Source organism: Streptomyces sp. NBC_01003, from assembly GCF_045162695.1.
Lineage (GTDB): Bacteria > Actinomycetota > Actinomycetes > Streptomycetales > Streptomycetaceae > Streptomyces.
Genome location: NZ_CP108707.1, coordinates 7813892 through 7833471 on the forward strand (window position 1 = coordinate 7813892; position 19580 = coordinate 7833471).

Sequence of the window (19580 nt, forward strand, 5' to 3'; positions counted from 1 at the left end):
ACGAAGGGACTGGCAGGACATGAGGCCCACGCGCATCCTCGCCGCAGCGGTCATCGGCGCGCTCGCCGTGACGGCGACGGCCTGTTCGGAGACCAAGCACAAAGGCGACTCCGACGGCAACAACGCCACACAGAGCAGCGGCCCGAAGAAGAAGGGCGGCACGGTCACCATCGCCAACACGGCGGGGCAGACCTGGACCTGCAACTTCAATCCGTTCAACCCGGCCGTCTACAACACGTCCATCGGCTTCGTCTACGAACCCCTGATCTACGTCAATACGCTCAAGGACGCGGCCGAGACGCCGATGCTCGCCAAGAGCTACAAGTGGAACGCCGACAAGACGCAGATCGACTTCACGGTCCGCTCCGGCGTGAAGTGGAACGACGGCAAGCCGTTCACCGCCAAGGACGTCGCGTTCACCTTCAACCTCATGAAGCGCGTCCCGTCCACCGACCTGTACGCGCTCTGGACCACGGCCGGACTCCAGTCGGCCACCGCCTCCGGCGGCAAGGTCACCCTGAAGTTCGAGAAGGCGGCGCAGCCCTACTTCTACGCCTTCGCCCACCAGGTCGCCATCGTGCCCGAGCACGTCTTCGGCACCGGCGCGGCCGCCGCCCACCCCGACACCTGGGTGGACAAGAAGCCCGTCGGCACCGGCCCCTTCGAGGTCAACCCCTGCTCGCCGAACAACATCCAGTACACGGCCAACCCCGACTACTGGCAGCCGGGCAAGCCGTACATCCAGAAGGTCGAGTACCCGGCCTACCTCGACAACGGCCCCGCCAACCTCGACCTCGCCAACGGCAAGGCGCAGTGGGGGAGTCAGTTCATCCCCGGCATCAAGCAGTTCTACCTGGACAAGTCGGCCGACAACCACACCTGGTCGCCGCCGGTCCTCAACGTCGGCATGTACCCGAACCTCGACCCGTCCCACAAGATGACCAGCAATCTCAAGGTCCGGCAGGCGATCTCGTACGCCATCGACCGCGAGAAGGTCTCCAAGATCGGTGTCGGCGGGCAGGAACCGGCCGCGAACCAGTCGGGCATCGTGACGCCGACGTTCGACAAGTACTACGACAAGGCGGCCGTGGAAAAGGCCGGCTTCGACAAGCCGGACCCGGCCCGCGCGAAGAAGCTTCTCGGCGAGCTCGGCTATTCCCCGTCCAAGCCGCTCAAGCTCAAGATCATCACGATCACCGGCTACACCGACTGGGACGCCTCGCTCAACGTCATCAAGCAGAACCTGAAGGCCGTCGGCATCGACCTCACCGTCCAGGACCTCGCGCAGCAGACCATGGTCGGCAAGCTCTACACCGGCGACTACGACCTGGCGTACTACAACCAGCAGACCAGCGGCCCGACCCCGTACTACGAGCTGCGCCAGATGCTGCACTCCGCGAACACCGCGCCGCTCGGCAAGAACGCCACCAGCAACTATCAGCGCTACAAGAACCCGAAGGTCGACCAGCTGCTCAACGACTACGCGTCGGCGAACGAGACGAAGCAGGTCGAGATCGTCAAGCAGGTCGCCCAGTACATGATCGACGACGTCCCGGTGATCCCCGTCGTGGAGGCGGTCGACTGGTTCCAGTACAACACCAAGGACATCGCCGGCTGGCCCACCGAGGACAACCCCTACGCCCAGCCCGCGGCCTACAACTTCCCCGACACGGGCCAGGTGCTCACCCACCTGTACTCCAAGTCGGCCCAGTAGGCGGTGACTTGTGCGCTTCATACTGCGTCGCCTGGGGTTCTTCCTGCTGACGCTCTGGGCGGCCCTCACCCTGAACTTCTTCATCCCGCGCTTCATGCCGGGCGACCCCGTCGACGCGCTCGTCGTGCGCACCCGCGGCCGGGTCTCCCGGGACGCGCTCGAACAGATGCTGACGTCGTTCGGCTTCAAGCCCGACCAGAACGTGGCGGTCCAGTACTTCGACTATCTGGGCCACATGTTCACCGGCAACTGGGGCCGTTCCATCGGCCAGACGCTGGGCGAGCCGGTCACCAAGCTGATCGGCGGCGCCCTGCCCTGGACCCTCGGCCTCGTCGGCATCACCACGGTCCTCGCCTTCGTGCTCGGCACACTCATCGGCACGGTCTCGGGCTGGCGCCGCGGCGGCGCCCTCGACGCGATCCTCCCGCCGATCTTCGTGATCACGTCGGCGCTGCCGTACTTCTGGGTGGGCCTGCTGCTGATCCTGGTCTTCTCGCAGGGCACCGGCGGCTGGCTCCCCGCCAACTTCAACTACGACACCACGATCGTGCCCGGCTTCTCCCCGGGCTTCGTCGGGAGCGTGCTCTCCCACGCCGTACTCCCGGCGGCGACGCTGCTCATCACCACGATCGGCGGCTGGATCCTCACCATGCGCAACAACATGATCACGACCCTGGCCGAGGACTACGTCCGGATGGCCCGCGCGAAGGGCCTCGGGTCCCGCCGCATCATGTACGGCTACGCGGCCCGCAACGCGATCCTGCCCAACCTGGCCGGCTTCGCCATGTCGCTCGGCTTCGTCATCTCGGGCGCGATCCTCATCGAGTACGTCTTCAACTACCCCGGGATCGGCTACCTCCTCTACAACGCCGTCCAGAACGTCGACTACCCGCTGATGCAGGCCCTGTTCATGCTCTTCACCGTCGCGGTGCTGGTGGCGCTGCTGGCCGTGGACATCGCGACCGTGTGGCTCGATCCACGAGCCAGGGCGAAGGGGTGAGCGCCCGATGACCACCACCGCCATCACCGCCCCACCTCCCGAGAAGGCCTCCGCCCGCACCCGGGCGGGAGGCGGCCTGTGGAGGGCGGTCCGCGGCAACCGCAAGGCCATGGCCGGTGCGGTGATCCTGCTGATCTTCACCGTCGTCGCCGCGTTCCCGGGCCTGTTCACCTCCGTCGACCACCCCGACGAGGCGAACTTCGCCCCGCGCCTCGCCCCGTCCACCGCCCATCTCCTCGGCACGACGGCGCTCGGCCAGGACATCTACTCCCAACTCATCCACGGCACCCGGGAATCACTGGTCATCGCCGTCGTGGCCGGCGCGCTCGCCACCGTCCTGTCCGTGATCATCGGCGTCTCCGCCGCGTACCTCGGAGGCATCGCCGACGACCTCCTGTCCCTGCTGACGAACGTCGTCCTCGTCATCCCCGCGTTCCCCCTGGTGATCATCCTCGCCAAGTACGCCGGCAAGGGCTCGCTCACCGTGATCCTCGCCGTCCTCGTCCTCACCGGCTGGTCCTACGGCGCCAACCAACTGCGCGCCCAGGCCCTGTCGTTGCGCAACCGGGACTTCCTGGAATCGGCCCGGGTGCGCGGCGAGCGACGCTCGTACATCATCGCCTTCGAAGTCCTGCCGACGATGACGTCCCTGATCGTCGCCAACTTCCTCGGCGCCGCGCTCTATTCGGTCCTGAGTGCTGCCGGCCTGCAGTTCCTCGGCCTCGGCGACCCGAACTCGCAGAGCTGGGGCACGATGCTCTACTGGGCCCAGAACCAGCAGGCCCTGCAGACCGGCACTCCGCTGTGGTCCATCGCCCCCGGCCTCTGCGTCGCCCTGCTCGGCGTCGCGTTCGCCCTCGTCAACTACGCCTTCGACGAGATCGGCAACCCGGCCCTGCGTCCCGTACGAAGGAGGCGCAAAGGTGCCTGAACCCCTGCTGAGTGTCACCGACCTGACCGTCGTCTACGACACCGCGCGCGGCCCGGTCACGGCCGTCGACCACGTCGAACTCGTCGTCGAAAAAGGGCAGTTCACTGCCGTCGTCGGCGAATCCGGCTGCGGCAAGTCCACCCTGATGTTCGCCGTCGCGCAGCTGCTCAACCCGCCCGCCCGCATCGCCGGCGGCGCTGTCCGCTTCCGCGGCGAGAACCTCGTCACCCTCGGCGAACGCGAACTCAACGCCCTGCGCTGGCGCGACTACTCCGTCGTCCTGCAGTCCGCCATGAACGCCCTGAACCCGGTGGCCACCCTCGCCGCCCAGTACAAGGACGCCATGGCGGCGCACGGCACCTACACCCACGAGGAGATCCGCGCCCGCTCCACCGAGGTCCTCGACCTCGTCGGCATCGACCCGGTCCATCTGCACAGCTACCCGCACCAGCTGTCCGGCGGCATGCGCCAGCGCGCCATGATCGCCATGGCGCTGCTGCTCACCCCGGACCTGGTCATCATGGACGAACCGACCTCGGCGCTCGACGTCGTCGCCCAGCGCTCTCTCATGGTCCAGATCAAGCAACTCCAGCAACTCCTCGGCTTCGCCGTGGTGTTCGTCACCCACGACATGTCCCTCGTCAGCCACTTCTCCGACCAGCTCCTCGTCATGTACGCGGGCCAGGTCGTCGAGCAGGGCCCCACCCGCACCGTCTTCGACCACCCCTCCCACCCCTACAGCCGCGGGCTCCTCGAAGCGTTCCCCTCGATCCGCGGCCCCCGCGTCCCCCTGAAGGGCATCCCCGGCAGCCCGCCCGACCTCGCCGCGCCGCCCGCGGGCTGCCGCTTCAACCCGCGCTGCCCCCTCGTCCACGAGCAGTGCCACGACACCGAGCCCGCCCTGTACGAAGTCGGCGCGGCCCGCTCCCGCTGCCTGCTGCACCTCACGGAGGCCGTCTCATGAGCCCTCTGCTCGAAACGATCGGCCTCACCCGCCACTTCAAGGTCGGCACCGGGCTCACCCGCCGCGTCCTGCACGCCGTCGACGACGTCGACCTCACCATCGGCGCACGCGAGATCGTCGCCCTCGTCGGCGAGAGCGGCAGCGGCAAGTCCACACTCGCCCGCCTCGTAGCCCAGGTCCACAAGCCCACCAGCGGCGAAATCCGGTACGAGGGACAGCCGCTGACCGCCCAGCGCGGCCGCAAGGCGAAGCTCGCGTACCGCGGCGACGTCCCGATGGTCTTCCAGGACCCCTTCGCCTCCCTCAACCCCGCCTACCGCGTCTCCCACGGCATCCTGCGCGGTCTCAAGCTGCACCGCCCCGAACTGAGCGGCGCCGAGCGCCAGGCAGAGGCCGAGCGCGTCGTCGAAGCGGTCGGCCTCACCCCCGCCGCCGACGTCCTGTCCCGCTTCCCGTACGAACTCTCCGGCGGCCAGCGCCAGCGCATCGGCTTCGCCCAGGCACTCGCCCACCGCCCCAAACTGATCCTCGCCGACGAACCCGTCTCCATGCTCGACGTCTCCATCCGCATCGGCCTGCTCAACGTCATGGCCGACCTGCGCGAGACCGAGGGCGTCTCCATCCTCTACATCACCCACGACATCGCCGGCGCCCGCTACCTCTCCGACCGGATCGCCGTCATGTACGGCGGCCACGTCGTCGAGACCGGCCCCACCGAGGACGTCCTCTCCCACCCCCGCCACCCCTACACCGAGCTGCTCCTGTCCGCCGTCCCCGACCCGCGCGCCCCCCTCGACGTCGACGCGGCCGCCGCCAGGACCGACCCGCCCGTCGTCATCGACCCCACCCCCAGCTGTCGCTTCCGCACCCGCTGCCCGCTCGCCGTCGACGCGTGCCACCACGTCACCCCGCGCCTGCAGCCGGTCGCCGAGGGGCACACGGCGGCCTGCCACGTCACGGCCCCGCCCGAGGGCGCCCAGTGACCACACCCCCCTGGAACCGCCTGCGCCTGCGCAGCAACAACGAATGGCTGCTCCTCGAACGCCTGCGCCTCGAAGGCCCCGCCTCCCGCGCCCAACTCGCCCGCGACAGCGGCCTGTCCAAGCCCACCGTCTCCTCCGCCCTCGCCGCCCTGGAACGCGCCGGCCTGGTCCGCGAGGCCGGCACCCACGCCCAGAGCCGGGGACGCGTCGCCGTCCTCTACGAACCCGACCCGCGCGCCGGACACGTCCTCGGCATCGACATCGGCCGCGCCCGCCTGCGCACGGCGGTGGCCGACCTGACGGGCGCGATCGTCTCCCGTACGGAGGTACGCAACCGCGGCCGCAGCGCGGGAGCGGTCGCCGACGCCGCCGTCACCTGCGCCGAACAGGCCCTCGAGGACGCCGGGCTGAGCCAGGCCGACATCGTGCACACCGCCGTGGGCACCCCCGGAGTCTTCGACCGCCACACCGGCCGGGTCCGCTACGCCGTCAACCTGCCCGGCTGGGGCCGCCCCGGCCTCATCGAGCGCATGCGCGACCGCCTCGGCACCCCGCTCTCCGTCCACAACGACGCCAACCTCGCCGCGCTCGGCGAATACACCTTCGGCGCGGGCGCCGACAGCCACCTCTTCGTCTACGTCCTGATCGGCACCGGCCTCGGCATGGGCGTCGTCGCCGACGGCGAACTGTTCCTCGGCGCACACGGCGCCGCGGGCGAGATCGGCTTCCTGCCGCTGGACGGCGTACCGGCGTCGGGGGCGGCACCCCGGCGCGGCATGCTGGAGGACGCGGTCTCCGCCGACGCCGTCGTCCGCGCCGCCCGCACCCTGGGCATGACCGGCCCGCTCACCGCCAAGCGCGTCTTCGACGCCGCCCGTACCGGCGACACCGCCGCCCTCGCCGCCGTACGCCAGGAAGGCGAGCGCCTCGCCCTCGCCGTCGCCTCCGTGACCGCCGTCCTCGACCCCGATCTGGTGGTCCTCGGCGGCGGCGTCGGCCGGGGCGCGGACCTCCTGCTCGCCACGGTCGGCGAGACCCTGCACCGCCTCACCCCGCTGCGCCCCCGCGTCGAACCCAGCAGGACAGGAGCGGACGCGGTGCTTCTCGGAGCGACCACCACGGCCCTGCGCGCGGCCAGGCCGCTGCTCTTCGAGCGCCTGACGGGGAGAGGGCCTGCGAGAGTTCCGGAAACGCAAAAGACCCCAGGTGAACTGGGGTCTTAGCTGGTGTCCGAGGGGGGACTTGAACCCCCACGCCCGATAAAGGGCACTAGCACCTCAAGCTAGCGCGTCTGCCATTCCGCCACCCGGACAAGGTGTCTGTCTTCGCGGGGTGTTCCCCGCGGCGACAGAGAGAACATTACCAGGCCCGAAGGGGTGCCAGATCCCGCCACCCGTCCGCTGTGAACGGCGGATGACGACACCCGCCCGCCCTTGGGCCGCGGCTCCCGGAGAGAGAGGATGAGGGGGACCACCAGCAACGACAGTGGGAGGAACAGGCGTGAGCGAGTCGAGCACGGGCAGGACGGTCTCGGGCGAGGACGAGGTCGTCGACCTCTGTCGTGAGCTGATCCAGATCGACACCAGCAACTACGGCGACCACTCCGGTCCCGGCGAGCGCAAGGCCGCCGAGTACGTGGCGGAGAAGCTCGCCGAGGTGGGCCTCGAGCCCAAGATCTTCGAGTCGCACCCGGGCAGGGCCTCGACGGTCGCCCGCATCCAGGGCGAGGACCCCTCGCGGCCCGCGCTCCTGATCCACGGCCACACCGACGTCGTACCGGCCAACGCGGCGGACTGGACCCACCACCCGTTCTCCGGCGAGATCGCCGACGGCTGCGTCTGGGGCCGCGGCGCCGTCGACATGAAGGACATGGACGCGATGACCCTCGCGGTCGTCCGCGACCGGCTGCGCAGCGGCCGCAAGCCCCCGCGCGACATCGTCCTGGCCTTCCTCGCCGACGAGGAGGCGGGCGGCACGTACGGCGCGCGGCACCTCGTCGACAAGCACCCGGACCTCTTCGAGGGGTGCACGGAGGCGATCAGCGAGGTCGGCGGGTTCTCCTTCACCGTCAACGAGAAGCTGCGGCTCTACCTCGTCGAGACGGCCCAGAAGGGCATGCACTGGATGAAGCTGACCGTGGACGGCACGGCCGGCCACGGTTCGATGATCCACAAGGACAACGCGATCACCGAGCTGTCCGAGGCCGTCGGTCGCCTGGGGCGCCACAAGTTCCCGGTGCGGGTCACCAAGACGCTGCGGCACTTCCTCGACGAGCTCGGCGACGCGCTCGGCACCGAGCTCGACCCGGAGAACATGGACGAGACGCTCGCCAAGCTCGGCGGCATCGCCAAGCTGATCGGCGCCTCGCTGCAGAACACCGCCAACCCGACCCAGCTCGGCGCCGGCTACAAGGTGAACGTGATCCCCGGGCAGGCCACCGCGCACATCGACGGCCGGTATCTGCCGGGCTACGAGGAGGAGTTCCTCGCCGACCTCGACCGCATCCTCGGCCCGAACGTCCAGCGCGAGGACGTGCACGCGGACAAGGCCCTGGAGACCACCTTCGACGGCGCGCTCGTCGACGCCATGCAGACGGCTCTCCAGGCCGAGGACCCGATCGCCCGCGCGGTGCCGTACATGCTCTCCGCCGGCACCGACGCCAAGTCCTTCGACGACCTCGGCATCCGCGGGTTCGGCTTCGCTCCGCTGAAGCTGCCGCCGGAGCTGGATTTCGCGGGCATGTTCCACGGCGTTGACGAGCGGGTTCCGGTCGACGGTCTCAAGTTCGGTGTGCGTGTGCTCGACCGGTTCATCGACGCGTCCTGACCCGACGGGCCCGCGCCGCCGGATATTCGGCCGCGCGTACTACTGGACTGAGAAGAGTGAAAGGAAACATAGGCTCGTAGCCTCATCAGCCCCTCCTCGTTACAGGGGGTGCAGTCCGCGGCTGGGACTGCATTGCCAACAAGGAGGAATAATGATCAAGAAGGTCGTCGCTGCTGCGGCTGCCACGGGTGGTCTCGTGCTCGCTGGTGCGGGCATCGCCGCTGCCGACTCCGGTGCTCAGGGTGCCGCCGTGAAGTCTCCCGGTGTCATCTCGGGCAACGTCATCCAGGTTCCGGTCCACATCCCGGTGAACGCCTGTGGCAACACGGTGTCCGTGATCGGGCTGCTGAACCCCGCCTTCGGCAACGCCTGCGTCAACAAGTGACGTTGTTGTGCATCGCCCCTTGAGGGCCTGAGTCCATCGGCCCCGGAGTGCGCGCCATGCGCTCCGGGGCCGATTGGGCATTCCGCGCACGCGTATGGATGCCCGTGCGCATTCTGCAAGGCATAAGGCAGGTTAAAGCTATGCGACAGGTCACTCGCAAAGGCCTGATCACCGTGGCGGCCGCGACCGGCGTACTCGCCGTGTCCGGTGGCTACGCCCACGCCGACTCCGGTGCCGAGGGGGGCTCGTCGGGATCGCCCGGTGTCCTTTCCGGCAACACGATCCAGCTCCCCGTGGACATCCCGGTCAACGCGTGCGGCAACACCGTGAACGTCGTCGGGCTGCTCAACCCCGCGGCGGGCAACGACTGTGCCAACACGTCGAAGCCGGGAGGCGGCCACCCCGGTGGGAGCCACCACCACCACGGCGGCGGCGCCACGGCCGAGGGGGGCACGAGCGATTCGCCCGGTGTCGGCTCCGGCAACCACGTGCAGGTCCCGGTCCACGTGCCGGTCAACGCCTGCGGCAACAGCGTCTCGGTCATCGGGCTGCTCAACCCCGCGGGGGGCAACGACTGTGTGAACTCGCCGGGAGGCGAGCCGACGACCCCGCCGACCAAGCCTCCGACGAGGAACGTGCCGGGCACGCCCCACCACCCCGTCACGCCGTCGAAGCCGAGCCACCCCGTCACCCCGAACCACCCGGGGACGCAGACGGTCACCCAGCCCGAGGGTTCGGAGCAGCTCGCCGAGACCGGTAGCTCGATGCCGCTGGGTACCGTACTGCCGGCCAGCGCGGGCGCCCTGCTCGCGGGCGCGCTCCTCTACCGGCGGGCGCGGGCAGGCGTGTGACCGCCGCGTGACACGGCGTGACTGAGCAGGTGCGGAGCGGAGCGGGCCCAGCACTGACGGGGCCCGCTCCGCTCACTCACCACGTGGCGCGCAGCTGGCGGATGATCCGCCGGCGCAACCGCACCCTGCGGCTGCCGTCGCGCAACAGGCTCAGGCGGTCCAACTCCCAGTGTCCGTACTCGGCGTGGTCGGTCAGCAGGCGTGTGGCGTCCTTGCGGGAGACCCCGCGCGGGACGTACACGTCGACAAATTCGTATTCCGGCATCGCATCTATTGTGCGGGCACGGGCCGTGTACGGATAGCGTCTGCACTATGTCTGATGCTGCGCAGCCCACCGCTGCCGAGGTACGCGCCGCCGCCGAGGCGGTCAAGGCTGCGCTCGACCGCCACCTGGCGGCTGTCGAGCGCAGGTCGGGTGAGGACGATCCGGCCGTCTATGAAGCGTTCAACGAACTGGCCGCGGCGGCCGAGGAGTACGACGAGCTCCTCTACGACCGCTACGACGAGGTCACCCCCTTCGAGATTCCCGGTACGGAGGACTCGCTGCCCCCGTACACCGGCCCCGAGGAACCGAACGCCCTGAGCGTGCTCATCCGCCGCGACTACGCCGTGGTGGAGCCGCAGCGACTGCTCGCGCAGGCCCAGCGGGTCGCCGACGTGGAGGCCGACTCGGACCTCGTCGACGGGGCCGCGGCGGCCGTCGGGACCATCGGGAACAGCGTGCACGCTGCTCTCGGTGTCCTCTTCGGAGAGTTCGAACCCGACGAAATCGCCTCCCGGCACAAGGAGTTCGGCTTGGAGGAGGGCGACTCCACACTGTGGGTGACGGCCTCGGACGAACCGGCTGAGCCGGGGGAGTGGCTGGACGCGCCGTTCGATCAGGCCGATCCGCAGCGGGTCGTCTGCCGCTTCGACGTGAGCTCCGTCTTCGACGACGAGCTGGACGGCGACCTCGCCGACGACGGGCCCGACGCGGCCGCGGGCGCGACGGAGGACGAGCTGGAACCGACCTGACGCGGTCCGCACACGCGGGCCGGTGACGGTGTGAGCGAGTGAGCGGGAGGGGCGGGCGGACTTCGGTCCGCCCGCCCCTCCCGCTTGCCGCTGTGTGCCTACTGCGCCGTAGGGACCTGCGCGCGCAGCAGGGTCTGCAGACGCGTCGTACGCGGCTTGGCCGGGACCTCGGCCACGGCGCGCGGGAGGGCCGCGTCAGCGCCGTGCACCACCGAGAGATGCCGCTCACCGCGGCCGAACGCCGTGTACACCCACGGGCGGCTCAGGGCCTGCGTCGCGTCGCCCGGCAGCACGACCACCGCCGCGGGCCACCGCCGTCCCACCGCCTGGTGCGCGGTCAGCGCCCACCCGTGCCGCAGGGTCCGCTCCACCGCGTCCTGCGGTACGACGACCGGGGTCCCGGCGCAGTCCAGGTGCAGGCCCTCCGCGTCGGCCCGCACGACCCGGCCGGACACGGTGCGGCCAGGGGCCGGTGCGTACGCGACCCGGTCGTCCGGGTCGAAGCCGCCGAAGCGGCCGGGGCCGGGGTTGAGACGCTCCTTGAGGGCCGCGTTCAGCGCGCGCGTCCCGGCGGCGCCCCCGTGGCCCGGGGTGATGACCTGGGTCTGATCGGAGGGCACACCGATCGCGCGCGGCACCGAGTCGGCGACCAGCTGTACGGCACGGTGGATCGCCTCGGCGGCGTCGCGCACCGGCACGATCACCACCTCCTTGCCGGGGGCCTCCACCTGGTTCAGCTCGCCCACGCCGATGCCGGAGACCAGCTCGCCGACCGGGCCGGGGTCCGGGGTGCGGGAGGAGATCTGAGGGCACACGCGGGCCGCGAGGAGGTCCGCGAAGACCCGGCCGGGGCCCGCGGACCACAGGACGGACGGGTCGCCGCTGAGGACGAGCCGCGCGCCGTCCGGGAGCGACTCGGCGAGCATCGCGGCCGTCTCCACGTCCAGCTGCGGCGCGTCCAGGACGACCAGGAGGTCCACCGCGAGCGCGCCGTCCCGGTCCCGGCCCGGGCCCTCGGCGCCGGACAGCAGGCCGGACACGGTGACCGCCGTGCCCTCCGGGGCGCCGGGGCCGAAGTGCTCGGCGAGGCGGCGCCGCCCGTCGACGGTGTGCGCCGCGGCGCACACGCGCAGGCCGAGGCGGGCCGCGGCCTGGACGAGCGCGGCGGGTTCGGCGCGGGCCGCCTCGGCGCCCGTGTGCAGGACGAGGCCGTGTCCGGCGGACGCCCTGATCAGCTCGGCGGTGGAACCGGACGCGGCCGCCGCGGCAGGCTCCCAGTCCGCGAGGGCCTGTGAACTGTCTTCCTTGGAGAGGGAGTTGACCAGCCGGGCGAGCCCGTCGGCGAGGCTCTCCTCGGCGAGCGCGTACCGCTCGAGGCCGACGAGCACCCGGACCGGCCGCTCGGTTTCCTCACCGTCCTCAGAGCCGTCCTCCGAGCCGTCCTCGGCCCCGTCCTCCGCGGCGGTCTTCCGGGCGCTCTCCGGGGCGCGGTCCGGACCTCCGGGCGGCTCTTCCAGCGCGTCCTGGAATACGAGCGCGTCGCCCTCCGCGATGGCGCTCTGCACCGCCTCGTCCGGATCGGGCACGGCGCGCTTGCCCAGCGCCTGAGCGAGCAGCGGCGCGTCCAGGGCGGTGTGCCCCGCGACCGCGGCCTGTTCCAGCAGCCATACCGTGACGGCGCGGCCCCTGCGCTCGTCGTCGGGGCCGCACTCGGCGCCGAGCAGCGCGCGGGCGAAGCCGTCCGCCTGTTCGGGGCGCACGCCAGGGATCCGCAGAAGCTGCCAGGGGTCGTCCCGGAGCGCGCTGTCCGCGCCCTCGCCGAGCGTCGCGGCGGCGGGAGCCGCGAGCGAGACGGGGGCGCCGCCCTCGGTCAGGACGGCCCGCACGGCGTCGACGGCCGCCACGGCCGGTTCGGCAGGCCCCGCGGGCGCGGCGGCCGGCGCACGGCGGACGGGCTCGGCGACGACCTTGCGGGGAGCCGGTGCCGGCTCGCTGAACACGGCGGCGGGCCGCTCACCGCTCTCGACGGCCCGGACCGCGGCGAGGAGGTCGGCGGCCGTACCGCTCAGCTTCCCCCCGGCCGCGATGGGCCCTTCCTTGGCCGCCTTCCGCTGGGCGATCCGCTCCTGCAACTCACGCTGCGCGGCGATCTCGGCGGCGGCCTCGGACGGGCCTTCGTCCTTGCCTTCGGCGGTGGCTCCGTCCTGATCCGTGGCGGCGCCGGAGCCCTCGTCCGTCTCGTCCGGATCAGGTGTGCCGGTCCCTGCCTCGGGGCCGGTCTCCTCGGGGCCGGTGGCCTCCGCGCCTTGCCCGGCGCGGGGCGCGTCGGTGTCGGCCGGGCCCGGGTGGCCCTCCGCGGCAGCGGGCTCCGTACTCACAGCGTGCTCCAGTCCTGATCGGGATATCGGTGCACGGGCGCCGACACATCGTCGAGCGCCTGGCAGATCTCGTCAGGAAGACTAAGGGCCTCCACTGACAATGCCGCCGTGAGCTGCTGCGAGTTGCGCGCGCCGATGATGGGGGCGGCCACGCCCGGCCGGTCGCGGACCCATGCGAGGGCGACCTGGAGCGGCGTCACCGCGAGGCCGTCCGCCGCCGTGATGACCGCGTCGACGATGCGGGTCGCGGCGTCGTCGAGGTACGGCGCGACGAAGGGCGCCATGTGGTCGGACGCTCCCCGCGAGTCGGCGGGCGTGGCCTTGCGGTACTTGCCCGTGAGGACCCCGCGGCCGAGCGGCGACGACGGGAGCAGGCCGATGCCGAGGTCGAGCGCGGCCGGCAGCACTTCCCGTTCGACCCCGCGCTGGAGCAGCGAGTACTCCATCTGCGTACTGGCGAGCCGGGTGCGTATACCCGGTGCGGCGAGCTGCCACGTGCCGGCCTTGGCCAGCTGCCAGCCGCAGAAGTTGGAGACGCCCGCGTACCGGGCGCGGCCGCTGCTCACGGCGATGTCGAGGGCCTGGAGCGTCTCGTCGAGCGGGGTGGCCGTATCGAAGGCGTGGACCTGCCACAGGTCGACGTAGTCCGTGCCGAGGCGGGCGAGGGACGCGTCGAGGGCGGCGAGGAGATGGCCGCGAGAGCCGTCGAAGCGGCGGTCCGGGTCGGGCACGCTGCCCGCCTTCGTCGAGATGACCAGATCGCGCCGCGGCACGAGGCCCTCGACGAGCTGCCCGAGCAGATACTCGGCCTCCCCGCCCCCGTAGACATCGGCCGTGTCGACGAGTGTGCCGCCCGCTTCCCAGAAGGTCTTCAACAGGTCCGCGGCGTCGTGCTCGTCGGTGTCGCGGCCCCATGTGAGGGTGCCGAGCCCGATCCGGGACACTCGCAGGCCGGTGCGGCCGAGATGCCTCTGCTCCATGGGCGCTGAGATTACTGGCCGGAAGTCGGTTATTGGGGGCCTGTGGACAACCGGCCTGCGCCGACCGCCGAACCGGCGCGCTAGGGTGCCCGGACAAAGGACGTTACTGAGCAGTAAGGGGATCGGCCATGGAGCTCGGCATCAACCTCGGCTACTGGGGCGCCGGAATGGACGCGGACAACCTGGCCGTCGCGCGGGAGGCCGACAAGCTCGGCTACGCCGTCTGCTGGGCCGCGGAGGCCTACGGCTCGGACGCGCCCACGGTGCTCTCCTACGTCGCCGCGCAGACCGAGCGCATCGACATCGGCTCCGCGATCATGCAGATCCCCGCCCGCCAGCCCGCGATGACCGCGATGACGGCCGCGACCCTCGACTCCCTGTCCGGCGGCCGCTTCCGCCTCGGCCTCGGCGTCTCGGGCCCGCAGGTCTCCGAGGGCTGGTACGGCGTGAAGTTCGACAAGCCGCTCGCCCGCACCCGCGAGTACGTCGACATCGTGCGCCGCGCGATGAGCCGCGAGCGGCTGTCGTACGAGGGCGAGCACTGGACGCTGCCGCTGCCGGACGGCCCGGGCAAGCCGCTCAGGCTGACCGTGCACCCCGAGCGCGAGCGCATCCCGCTCTACATCGCGGCGATCGGGCCGAAGAACCTGGAGCAGACCGGCGAGATCGCCGACGGCGCCCTGCTGATCTTCCCGGCCGCCGAGCACCTGGAGGAGACCGCCCTGACGCACCTGCGGGCGGGGCGCGAGAAGGCCGGCAGGACGCTGGAGGGCTTCGACGTCGTCCCGACGCTGCCCCTGGCGCTCGGCGCCGACAAGGACGTGCCCGCGCTCGCCGACATGTTCCGCCCGTACACCGCCCTGTACGTCGGCGGCATGGGCAGCCGGAAGCAGAACTTCTACAACCAGCTCGCCCAGCGCATGGGCTACGAGAAGGAAGCCGCCGAGATCCAGGACAAGTACCTGGGCGGCGACAAGGAGGGTGCGGGGGCCGCGGTGCCGCACCAGCTGATCGACTCGACGACGCTGCTCGGCTCCGTGGAGCGGATCGCCGAGCGGATGCAGGCCTACGCGGCTGCCGGGGTGACGACGCTGACGCTGGCCCCCGCCGGCTTCACGCTCGACGAGCGGATCGCGGCCCTGCGGGCCGGCACCGAGGCCCTGGAGCGGGCCGGACTGGCGTAACCGCGGAAGAGGAAGTTCTGCGGCCGTGGTGGGGGCTCGGGGGTCTTCCCCGCCACGGCCGTCACGGGTAACAACGCCTCATCGGGCACCTGGTTACGCCCAAGGACCCTCTCCCGGGGCCCTTCCTTCGGCCGACTGGCCCCATACAGCTGTTGCCCGGTCCGGCATGCCGTATTTGACTCGTTTCGGCGGAACCATGCACGGAACGCGCGGCGCGCACGGAGGTGCCAGAGATGCTGTCGGCCAAGAGCCTGTTCCAGGAGATCCTCGACGACGACGAGTCCTTCCGGCTCTTCTGCTCCATCGCGGCGAGCGGGGAGTCGCAGGGAGGCTGGGAGAACGGCCGTATCGCCGCGCTCGTCCCCGCCGGCGAGCGTGACCTCGCGCCCAAGGTGGCGCGGCACGGTGCCGACGAGGACAAACACGGGCGGATCTTCAACGCCCTGATGAAGAAGCGCGGCCTGAAACCCGTGGACGTCCCGCCGGAGACCGACTACACGATGCTCCTGGAGAAGCACGGCATCGGCCTCGCGCACCAGCAGCTCAAGGCCGACGAACCGCTCACCGTGCGGGACATCGTCACGTATCTCGCCCACAGCCGGGTCACCGAGCAGCGGGCCTCCGAGCAGATGGACCTGCTGCGCAAGCACTTCGCGGACGACCCCGACATCGGCCGCGCGGTGAAGATGATCTCGGCCGACGAGGACAACCACCTCGCGTACTGCCACGAGGAGCTGCTGCGCTTCGCGTACGCGGGCCACGGCCGCGACATCCAGCGCATCCTGCGCGAGTGCGCCCTGGAGGAGATCCGCGTCTACCGCGACGTCAGCCTCGCCGTGATGGACCACATGGGGCACATCCTGCGCTGGCCGAAGCCCAAGGCGGCCCTGCTCGCGGCGGGCATCCACGCCATGTACGCGTACGAACGCCTGGTCGGCTGGCGGCGGATGGTGTCCCTGGAGATGCCGGTGCGGCGCAACGCGCTGGGCGGGCCCGCGACGAGCGCGGTCGAGTTCGCGTAGGCCCCCGCGAGGTGTGCGCTACAGCCAGCCGCGCCGCTTGAACGTGCGGAACAGCAGAAGCTCCAGGCAGACCATCACGAGGATCACCAGCGGATAGGACCACGTCCAGTGCAGCTCCGGCATGTGGTCGAAGTTCATGCCGTAGACGCCCGCGATCAGCGTCGGGACCGCGACCATGGCGGCGTACGCCGAGATCTTCCGCATGTCGTCGTTCTGCCGCACGCCCATCTGTGCCAGATGTGCCGCCAGGATGTCCGAGACGAGCCGGTCCAGGGCGTCCACGGACTCGTTGACGCGCAGGAGGTGGTCGCTGACGTCGCGGAAGAACGGCCGCGCCGAGTCGTTCACGAAGGGCACGGTGCCCACGAACTGACCGGTTCCGGAAAGCCGGGCGAGCGGGAGCAACAGCGGGCCCGTGGCCCGGCGGAACTCCAGGATCTGGCGCTTGAACGTGTAGATCCTGGACGCCGTGTTGCGCGAGCCGCCCCCCTCCGGCGAGAACACCTCCGCCTCCAGCTCCTCCATGTCGGTCTGGAGCTCGGTCGCGACCTCCAGGTAGTGGTCGACGGTCGCGTCGGCGATCGAGTACAGGACCGCGGTGGGGCCGTGCCGCAGCACTTCGGGATCGCCTTCGAGCCGCTTGCGTACGACCTTCAGGGGCGCGCCCTCTCCGTGCCGGACGGTGACCACGAAGGAGTCGCCCATGAAGAGCATGACCTCACCGGAGGAGACCTTGTCGCTGTCCGGCTCGTACACGACCGGCTTGAGCACCACGAACACCGAGTCGTCGTACACCTCCAGCTTCGGCCGCTGATGCGCCTTGAGCGCGTCCTCGACGGCCAGCGGATGCAGCCCGAACGCCTCGCTGACCCGCGCGAACTCGTCCTCCGCCGGCTCGTGCAGTCCGATCCAGACGAAGGAGTGGCCCTCGGCCCTGGCCTCGGCGAGCGCGTTGGAGAAGTCCGCGGGCCCCTCGGTCCTGCGCCCGTCGCGATAGATGCCGCAGTCGACGATCACGCTTCGTATTCTTCCCAGGGGGAGACCGTGCCGCATGTCGCACTGGGCCTAGGCTGGCCCGCATGCCCACGCTGATTCTCGTCCGGCACGGACGCTCCACCGCCAACACCGCGGGCCTGCTCGCCGGGTGGACCCCCGGTGTGTCCCTCGACGAGCGCGGCGCCGCGCAGGCCGCCGCGCTGCCGGGGCGGCTGGCCGCGGTGCCCCTCGCCGAGATCGTCACCAGCCCGCTCCAGCGCTGTCAGGAGACCCTGGCCCCGCTCCTCGCCGCCCGCCCGGAACTCACCCCGCACACCGAGGACCGCATCGGCGAGTGCCACTACGGCGACTGGTCGGGCCGCAAGCTCGCCGAGCTCGTCGACGACCCGCTGATGGAGGTCGTGCAGCAGCACCCGTCGGCCGCCGCGTTTCCTGGCGGCGAGTCCATGCGGGCCATGCAGCACCGGGCCGCGGAGGCCGTCCGCGAGTGGAACGCGCGCGTGGAGCGCGACCACGGCCCCGACGCCGCCTATCTGATGTGCTCGCACGGCGACATCATCAAGTCGCTCGTCGCGGACGCCATAGGGCTTCATCTGGACCTCTTCCAGCGCATCTCCGTGGAGCCCTGCTCCGTCACCGCGATCCGTTACACCCGGCTCCGCCCCTATCTCGTACGCCTCGGCGACACCGGCGACTTCGCGTCGCTCGCCCCGCGCGAGAAGCCGGCCGAGGGGGACGCACCGGTCGGGGGCGGTGCGGGCGCCCCGTGATCGTCCGCCGCAGTAGGGTGAAGCCGTCGCAGTAACTGCAGTTGTTGCCGCGCCCGATCAAGCGGTCGGTCCCAGCAGTCGATTCCAATGGAGACAGGACGTGTCCCGTCAGGTGTTCCTCTACGACCCCCCGGAGCGCTTCGTGGCCGGCACGGTCGGGCTCCCCGGGCGCCGCACCTTCTTCCTCCAGGCCTCGGACGGCGCCCGTGTGACGAGTGTGGCCCTGGAGAAGACCCAGGTCGCCGCGCTGGCCGAGCGCATGGACGAGCTCCTCGACGAGGTCGTGCGCCGCAGCGGCGGGAACGCGCCGGTGCCCGCCGTCGTGCCCACGGAGATCCACGACACCGCGCCCCTGGAGTCGCCCGTCGACGAGGAGTTCCGGGTCGGCACGATGGCCCTCGCCTGGGACGGCGACGAGGAGCGGATGATCGTCGAGGCGCAGGCGCTCGTCGAGCTCGACGCGGACTCCGACGAGGACCTCGCGGAGGCCGAGGAACGGCTGCTCCAGGACGAGGAGAACGGCCCCCCGATGCTGCGGGTCCGGCTCACCGGCGTACAGGCGCGCGCGTTCGCCAAGCGCGCCCTGGACGTCGTGAACGCCGGGCGTCCGCCCTGCCCCCTGTGCAGTCTGCCGCTCGACCCGGAGGGACACGTATGCCCGCGTCAGAACGGATACCGGCGAGGAGCGTGACCGTCTCGGACACGGACCTCCTCACCAGGGGCGAGCTGGCGGTCCAGGGGCGCATCCGCGAGGCGTCGAACGCGGTGCTCCTGTGCACGGTCACCCACGAGGGCCGCGAGGCGTCCTGCGTGTACAAGCCCGTCGCCGGTGAGCGCCCCCTGTGGGACTTCCCCGACGGCAATCTCGCCCGGCGCGAGGTCGCCGCCTACGAGGTGTCCCAGGCCCTCGGCTGGAGCCTCGTACCGGCGACCGTCCTGCGCGACGGGCCCTACGGCGAAGGCATGTGCCAGCTGTGGATCGACCAGCCCGACGCGCCCGCCGAGGGCGGTGAGCTGCTCGCTCTCGTGGAGGGCGAGGAGCCGGGCGACGGCTGGAAGGCCGTCGGGTTCGCGGAGGTCGGCGAGGGGCGCACCGCGCTGCTCGTGCACTCCGACGACGTACGGCTGCGGCGCCTCGCCGTGCTCGACGCGGTGATCAACAACGGCGACCGCAAGGGCGGCCACCTGCTCGTCGACGCCGAAGGGCGCCTGTTCGGCATCGACCACGGCGTCTCCTTCAACACCGAGGACAAGCTGCGCACGCTCCTGTGGGGCTGGGCGGGGGAGCCCCTGACCGGGGAGGCGACCGAGGCCCTCAAGACGCTCACGGGCGCTCTGGGGACCGGGGAACCCCTCGCGCTGCGGCTCGCGGAGCTGATCACCGAGGCCGAGCTGGACGCCGTACGCGCACGGGTCGGCGCGATGCTCACGACCGGGAAGCACCGGGAGCCGAGCGGGGAGTGGCCCGCCATCCCCTGGCCGCCCGTCTGAGCCCACCCTTGTGAGCCCCGCGGTCCGAGCTGTCCGGGGGCGCATGTCAGTGGCTGCGGCTACGTTCGAAGAGACTCTCAGGGGATCCCTG

Annotated in this window: 19 protein-coding genes and 1 tRNA gene; 15 read left to right on the forward strand and 5 right to left on the reverse strand. The window is 71.1% G+C overall.

What is annotated here, in order from left to right:
* Positions 1-19: 19 nt before the first annotated feature.
* Genes OG698_RS35610 through OG698_RS35635 form a run of 6 tightly spaced genes read left to right on the forward strand, consistent with a single transcriptional unit; the run spans position 20 to position 6815 of the window.
* Positions 20-1714 carry an ABC transporter substrate-binding protein gene (locus OG698_RS35610; RefSeq protein WP_406107935.1) on the forward strand — a complete coding sequence of 565 codons (1695 nt, stop codon included), beginning with the start codon at positions 20-22 and terminating at the stop codon, positions 1712-1714.
* 10 nt (positions 1715-1724) lie between these two features.
* Positions 1725-2714, forward strand: a complete 990-nt coding sequence (locus OG698_RS35615) for an ABC transporter permease (protein WP_406107937.1) — start codon at positions 1725-1727, stop codon at positions 2712-2714.
* Between the two features lie 7 nt (positions 2715-2721).
* Complete coding sequence (locus OG698_RS35620) at positions 2722-3645, forward strand: ABC transporter permease (protein WP_406107939.1); 924 nt, start codon at positions 2722-2724, stop codon at positions 3643-3645.
* Positions 3638-4609: an ABC transporter ATP-binding protein gene (locus OG698_RS35625; protein WP_406107941.1), complete on the forward strand. Its 972-nt coding sequence runs from the start codon at positions 3638-3640 to the stop codon at positions 4607-4609. Before OG698_RS35620 ends, OG698_RS35625 begins: the two co-directional genes overlap by 8 nt.
* A complete protein-coding gene (locus OG698_RS35630) occupies positions 4606-5592 on the forward strand; it encodes an ABC transporter ATP-binding protein (protein ID WP_406107942.1) in 987 nt (328 codons plus the stop codon). Before OG698_RS35625 ends, OG698_RS35630 begins: the two co-directional genes overlap by 4 nt.
* On the forward strand, positions 5589-6815 hold the full coding sequence (locus OG698_RS35635) for an ROK family protein (protein ID WP_406107944.1): 1227 nt from the start codon (positions 5589-5591) through the stop codon (positions 6813-6815). Before OG698_RS35630 ends, OG698_RS35635 begins: the two co-directional genes overlap by 4 nt.
* Before the next feature lies 1 nt (position 6816).
* Here OG698_RS35635 and OG698_RS35640 read toward each other — a convergent pair.
* Positions 6817-6904 (reverse strand) — tRNA-Leu (locus OG698_RS35640).
* Positions 6905-7092: 188 nt separating this feature from the next.
* On the opposite strand from OG698_RS35640, the gene OG698_RS35645 reads away from it, so the two are divergent.
* From OG698_RS35645 to OG698_RS35655, 3 genes are all read left to right on the forward strand, one after another.
* Entirely contained in the window at positions 7093-8418 is a 1326-nt protein-coding gene (locus tag OG698_RS35645) for a M20/M25/M40 family metallo-hydrolase (protein ID WP_199842116.1), read from the forward strand.
* 151 nt (positions 8419-8569) lie between these two features.
* Positions 8570-8803, forward strand: a complete 234-nt coding sequence (chpH, locus tag OG698_RS35650) for a chaplin ChpH (protein ID WP_406107946.1) — start codon at positions 8570-8572, stop codon at positions 8801-8803.
* Between the two features lie 140 nt (positions 8804-8943).
* Positions 8944-9654, forward strand: a complete 711-nt coding sequence (locus tag OG698_RS35655) for a chaplin (protein WP_406107948.1) — start codon at positions 8944-8946, stop codon at positions 9652-9654.
* 76 nt (positions 9655-9730) lie between these two features.
* Here OG698_RS35655 and OG698_RS35660 read toward each other — a convergent pair whose 3' ends face one another.
* Positions 9731-9919, reverse strand: coding sequence for a DUF5703 family protein (locus OG698_RS35660; protein WP_067429589.1), 189 nt, complete (start codon positions 9917-9919; stop codon positions 9731-9733).
* A gap of 47 nt (positions 9920-9966) precedes the next feature.
* Between OG698_RS35660 and OG698_RS35665 the strand changes: the two genes are divergently transcribed.
* Positions 9967-10668 (forward strand): hypothetical protein, encoded by a 702-nt coding sequence (locus tag OG698_RS35665; protein WP_399970624.1) that lies wholly within the window; start codon positions 9967-9969, stop codon positions 10666-10668.
* Between the two features lie 98 nt (positions 10669-10766).
* Here OG698_RS35665 and OG698_RS35670 read toward each other — a convergent pair whose 3' ends face one another.
* Positions 10767-13046 carry a helix-hairpin-helix domain-containing protein gene (locus OG698_RS35670; protein WP_406107949.1) on the reverse strand — a complete coding sequence of 760 codons (2280 nt, stop codon included), beginning with the start codon at positions 13044-13046 and terminating at the stop codon, positions 10767-10769.
* Positions 13043-14026, reverse strand: a complete 984-nt coding sequence (locus tag OG698_RS35675; protein ID WP_326776571.1) for an aldo/keto reductase — start codon at positions 14024-14026, stop codon at positions 13043-13045. The genes OG698_RS35670 and OG698_RS35675 overlap by 4 nt, the downstream gene beginning before the upstream one ends.
* A 128-nt stretch (positions 14027-14154) precedes the next feature.
* Between OG698_RS35675 and OG698_RS35680 the strand changes: the two genes are divergently transcribed.
* Both OG698_RS35680 and OG698_RS35685 read left to right on the forward strand, forming a co-directional pair.
* Positions 14155-15210: an LLM class F420-dependent oxidoreductase gene (locus OG698_RS35680; protein WP_406107951.1), complete on the forward strand. Its 1056-nt coding sequence runs from the start codon at positions 14155-14157 to the stop codon at positions 15208-15210.
* 233 nt (positions 15211-15443) lie between these two features.
* Positions 15444-16232 carry a ferritin-like domain-containing protein gene (locus OG698_RS35685; protein WP_406107953.1) on the forward strand — a complete coding sequence of 263 codons (789 nt, stop codon included), beginning with the start codon at positions 15444-15446 and terminating at the stop codon, positions 16230-16232.
* 18 nt (positions 16233-16250) lie between these two features.
* Here OG698_RS35685 and corA read toward each other — a convergent pair whose 3' ends face one another.
* The gene (gene corA, locus OG698_RS35690) at positions 16251-17249 is read right to left on the reverse strand and encodes a magnesium/cobalt transporter CorA (RefSeq protein ID WP_406107955.1); all 999 of its coding nucleotides are present in this window, start codon (positions 17247-17249) and stop codon (positions 16251-16253) included.
* Positions 17250-17311: 62 nt separating this feature from the next.
* On the opposite strand from corA, the gene OG698_RS35695 reads away from it, so the two are divergent.
* The 3 genes from OG698_RS35695 to OG698_RS35705 all read left to right on the forward strand — a co-directional run bounded on the left by OG698_RS35695 (position 17312) and on the right by OG698_RS35705 (position 19489).
* Positions 17312-17998 (forward strand): histidine phosphatase family protein, encoded by a 687-nt coding sequence (locus OG698_RS35695; protein WP_406107957.1) that lies wholly within the window; start codon positions 17312-17314, stop codon positions 17996-17998.
* A gap of 100 nt (positions 17999-18098) precedes the next feature.
* Positions 18099-18689, forward strand: coding sequence for a DUF3090 domain-containing protein (locus tag OG698_RS35700; protein ID WP_399970634.1), 591 nt, complete (start codon positions 18099-18101; stop codon positions 18687-18689).
* Positions 18653-19489, forward strand: coding sequence for an SCO1664 family protein (locus OG698_RS35705; RefSeq protein ID WP_406107959.1), 837 nt, complete (start codon positions 18653-18655; stop codon positions 19487-19489). The genes OG698_RS35700 and OG698_RS35705 overlap by 37 nt, the downstream gene beginning before the upstream one ends.
* Positions 19490-19580: the final 91 nt, after the last annotated feature.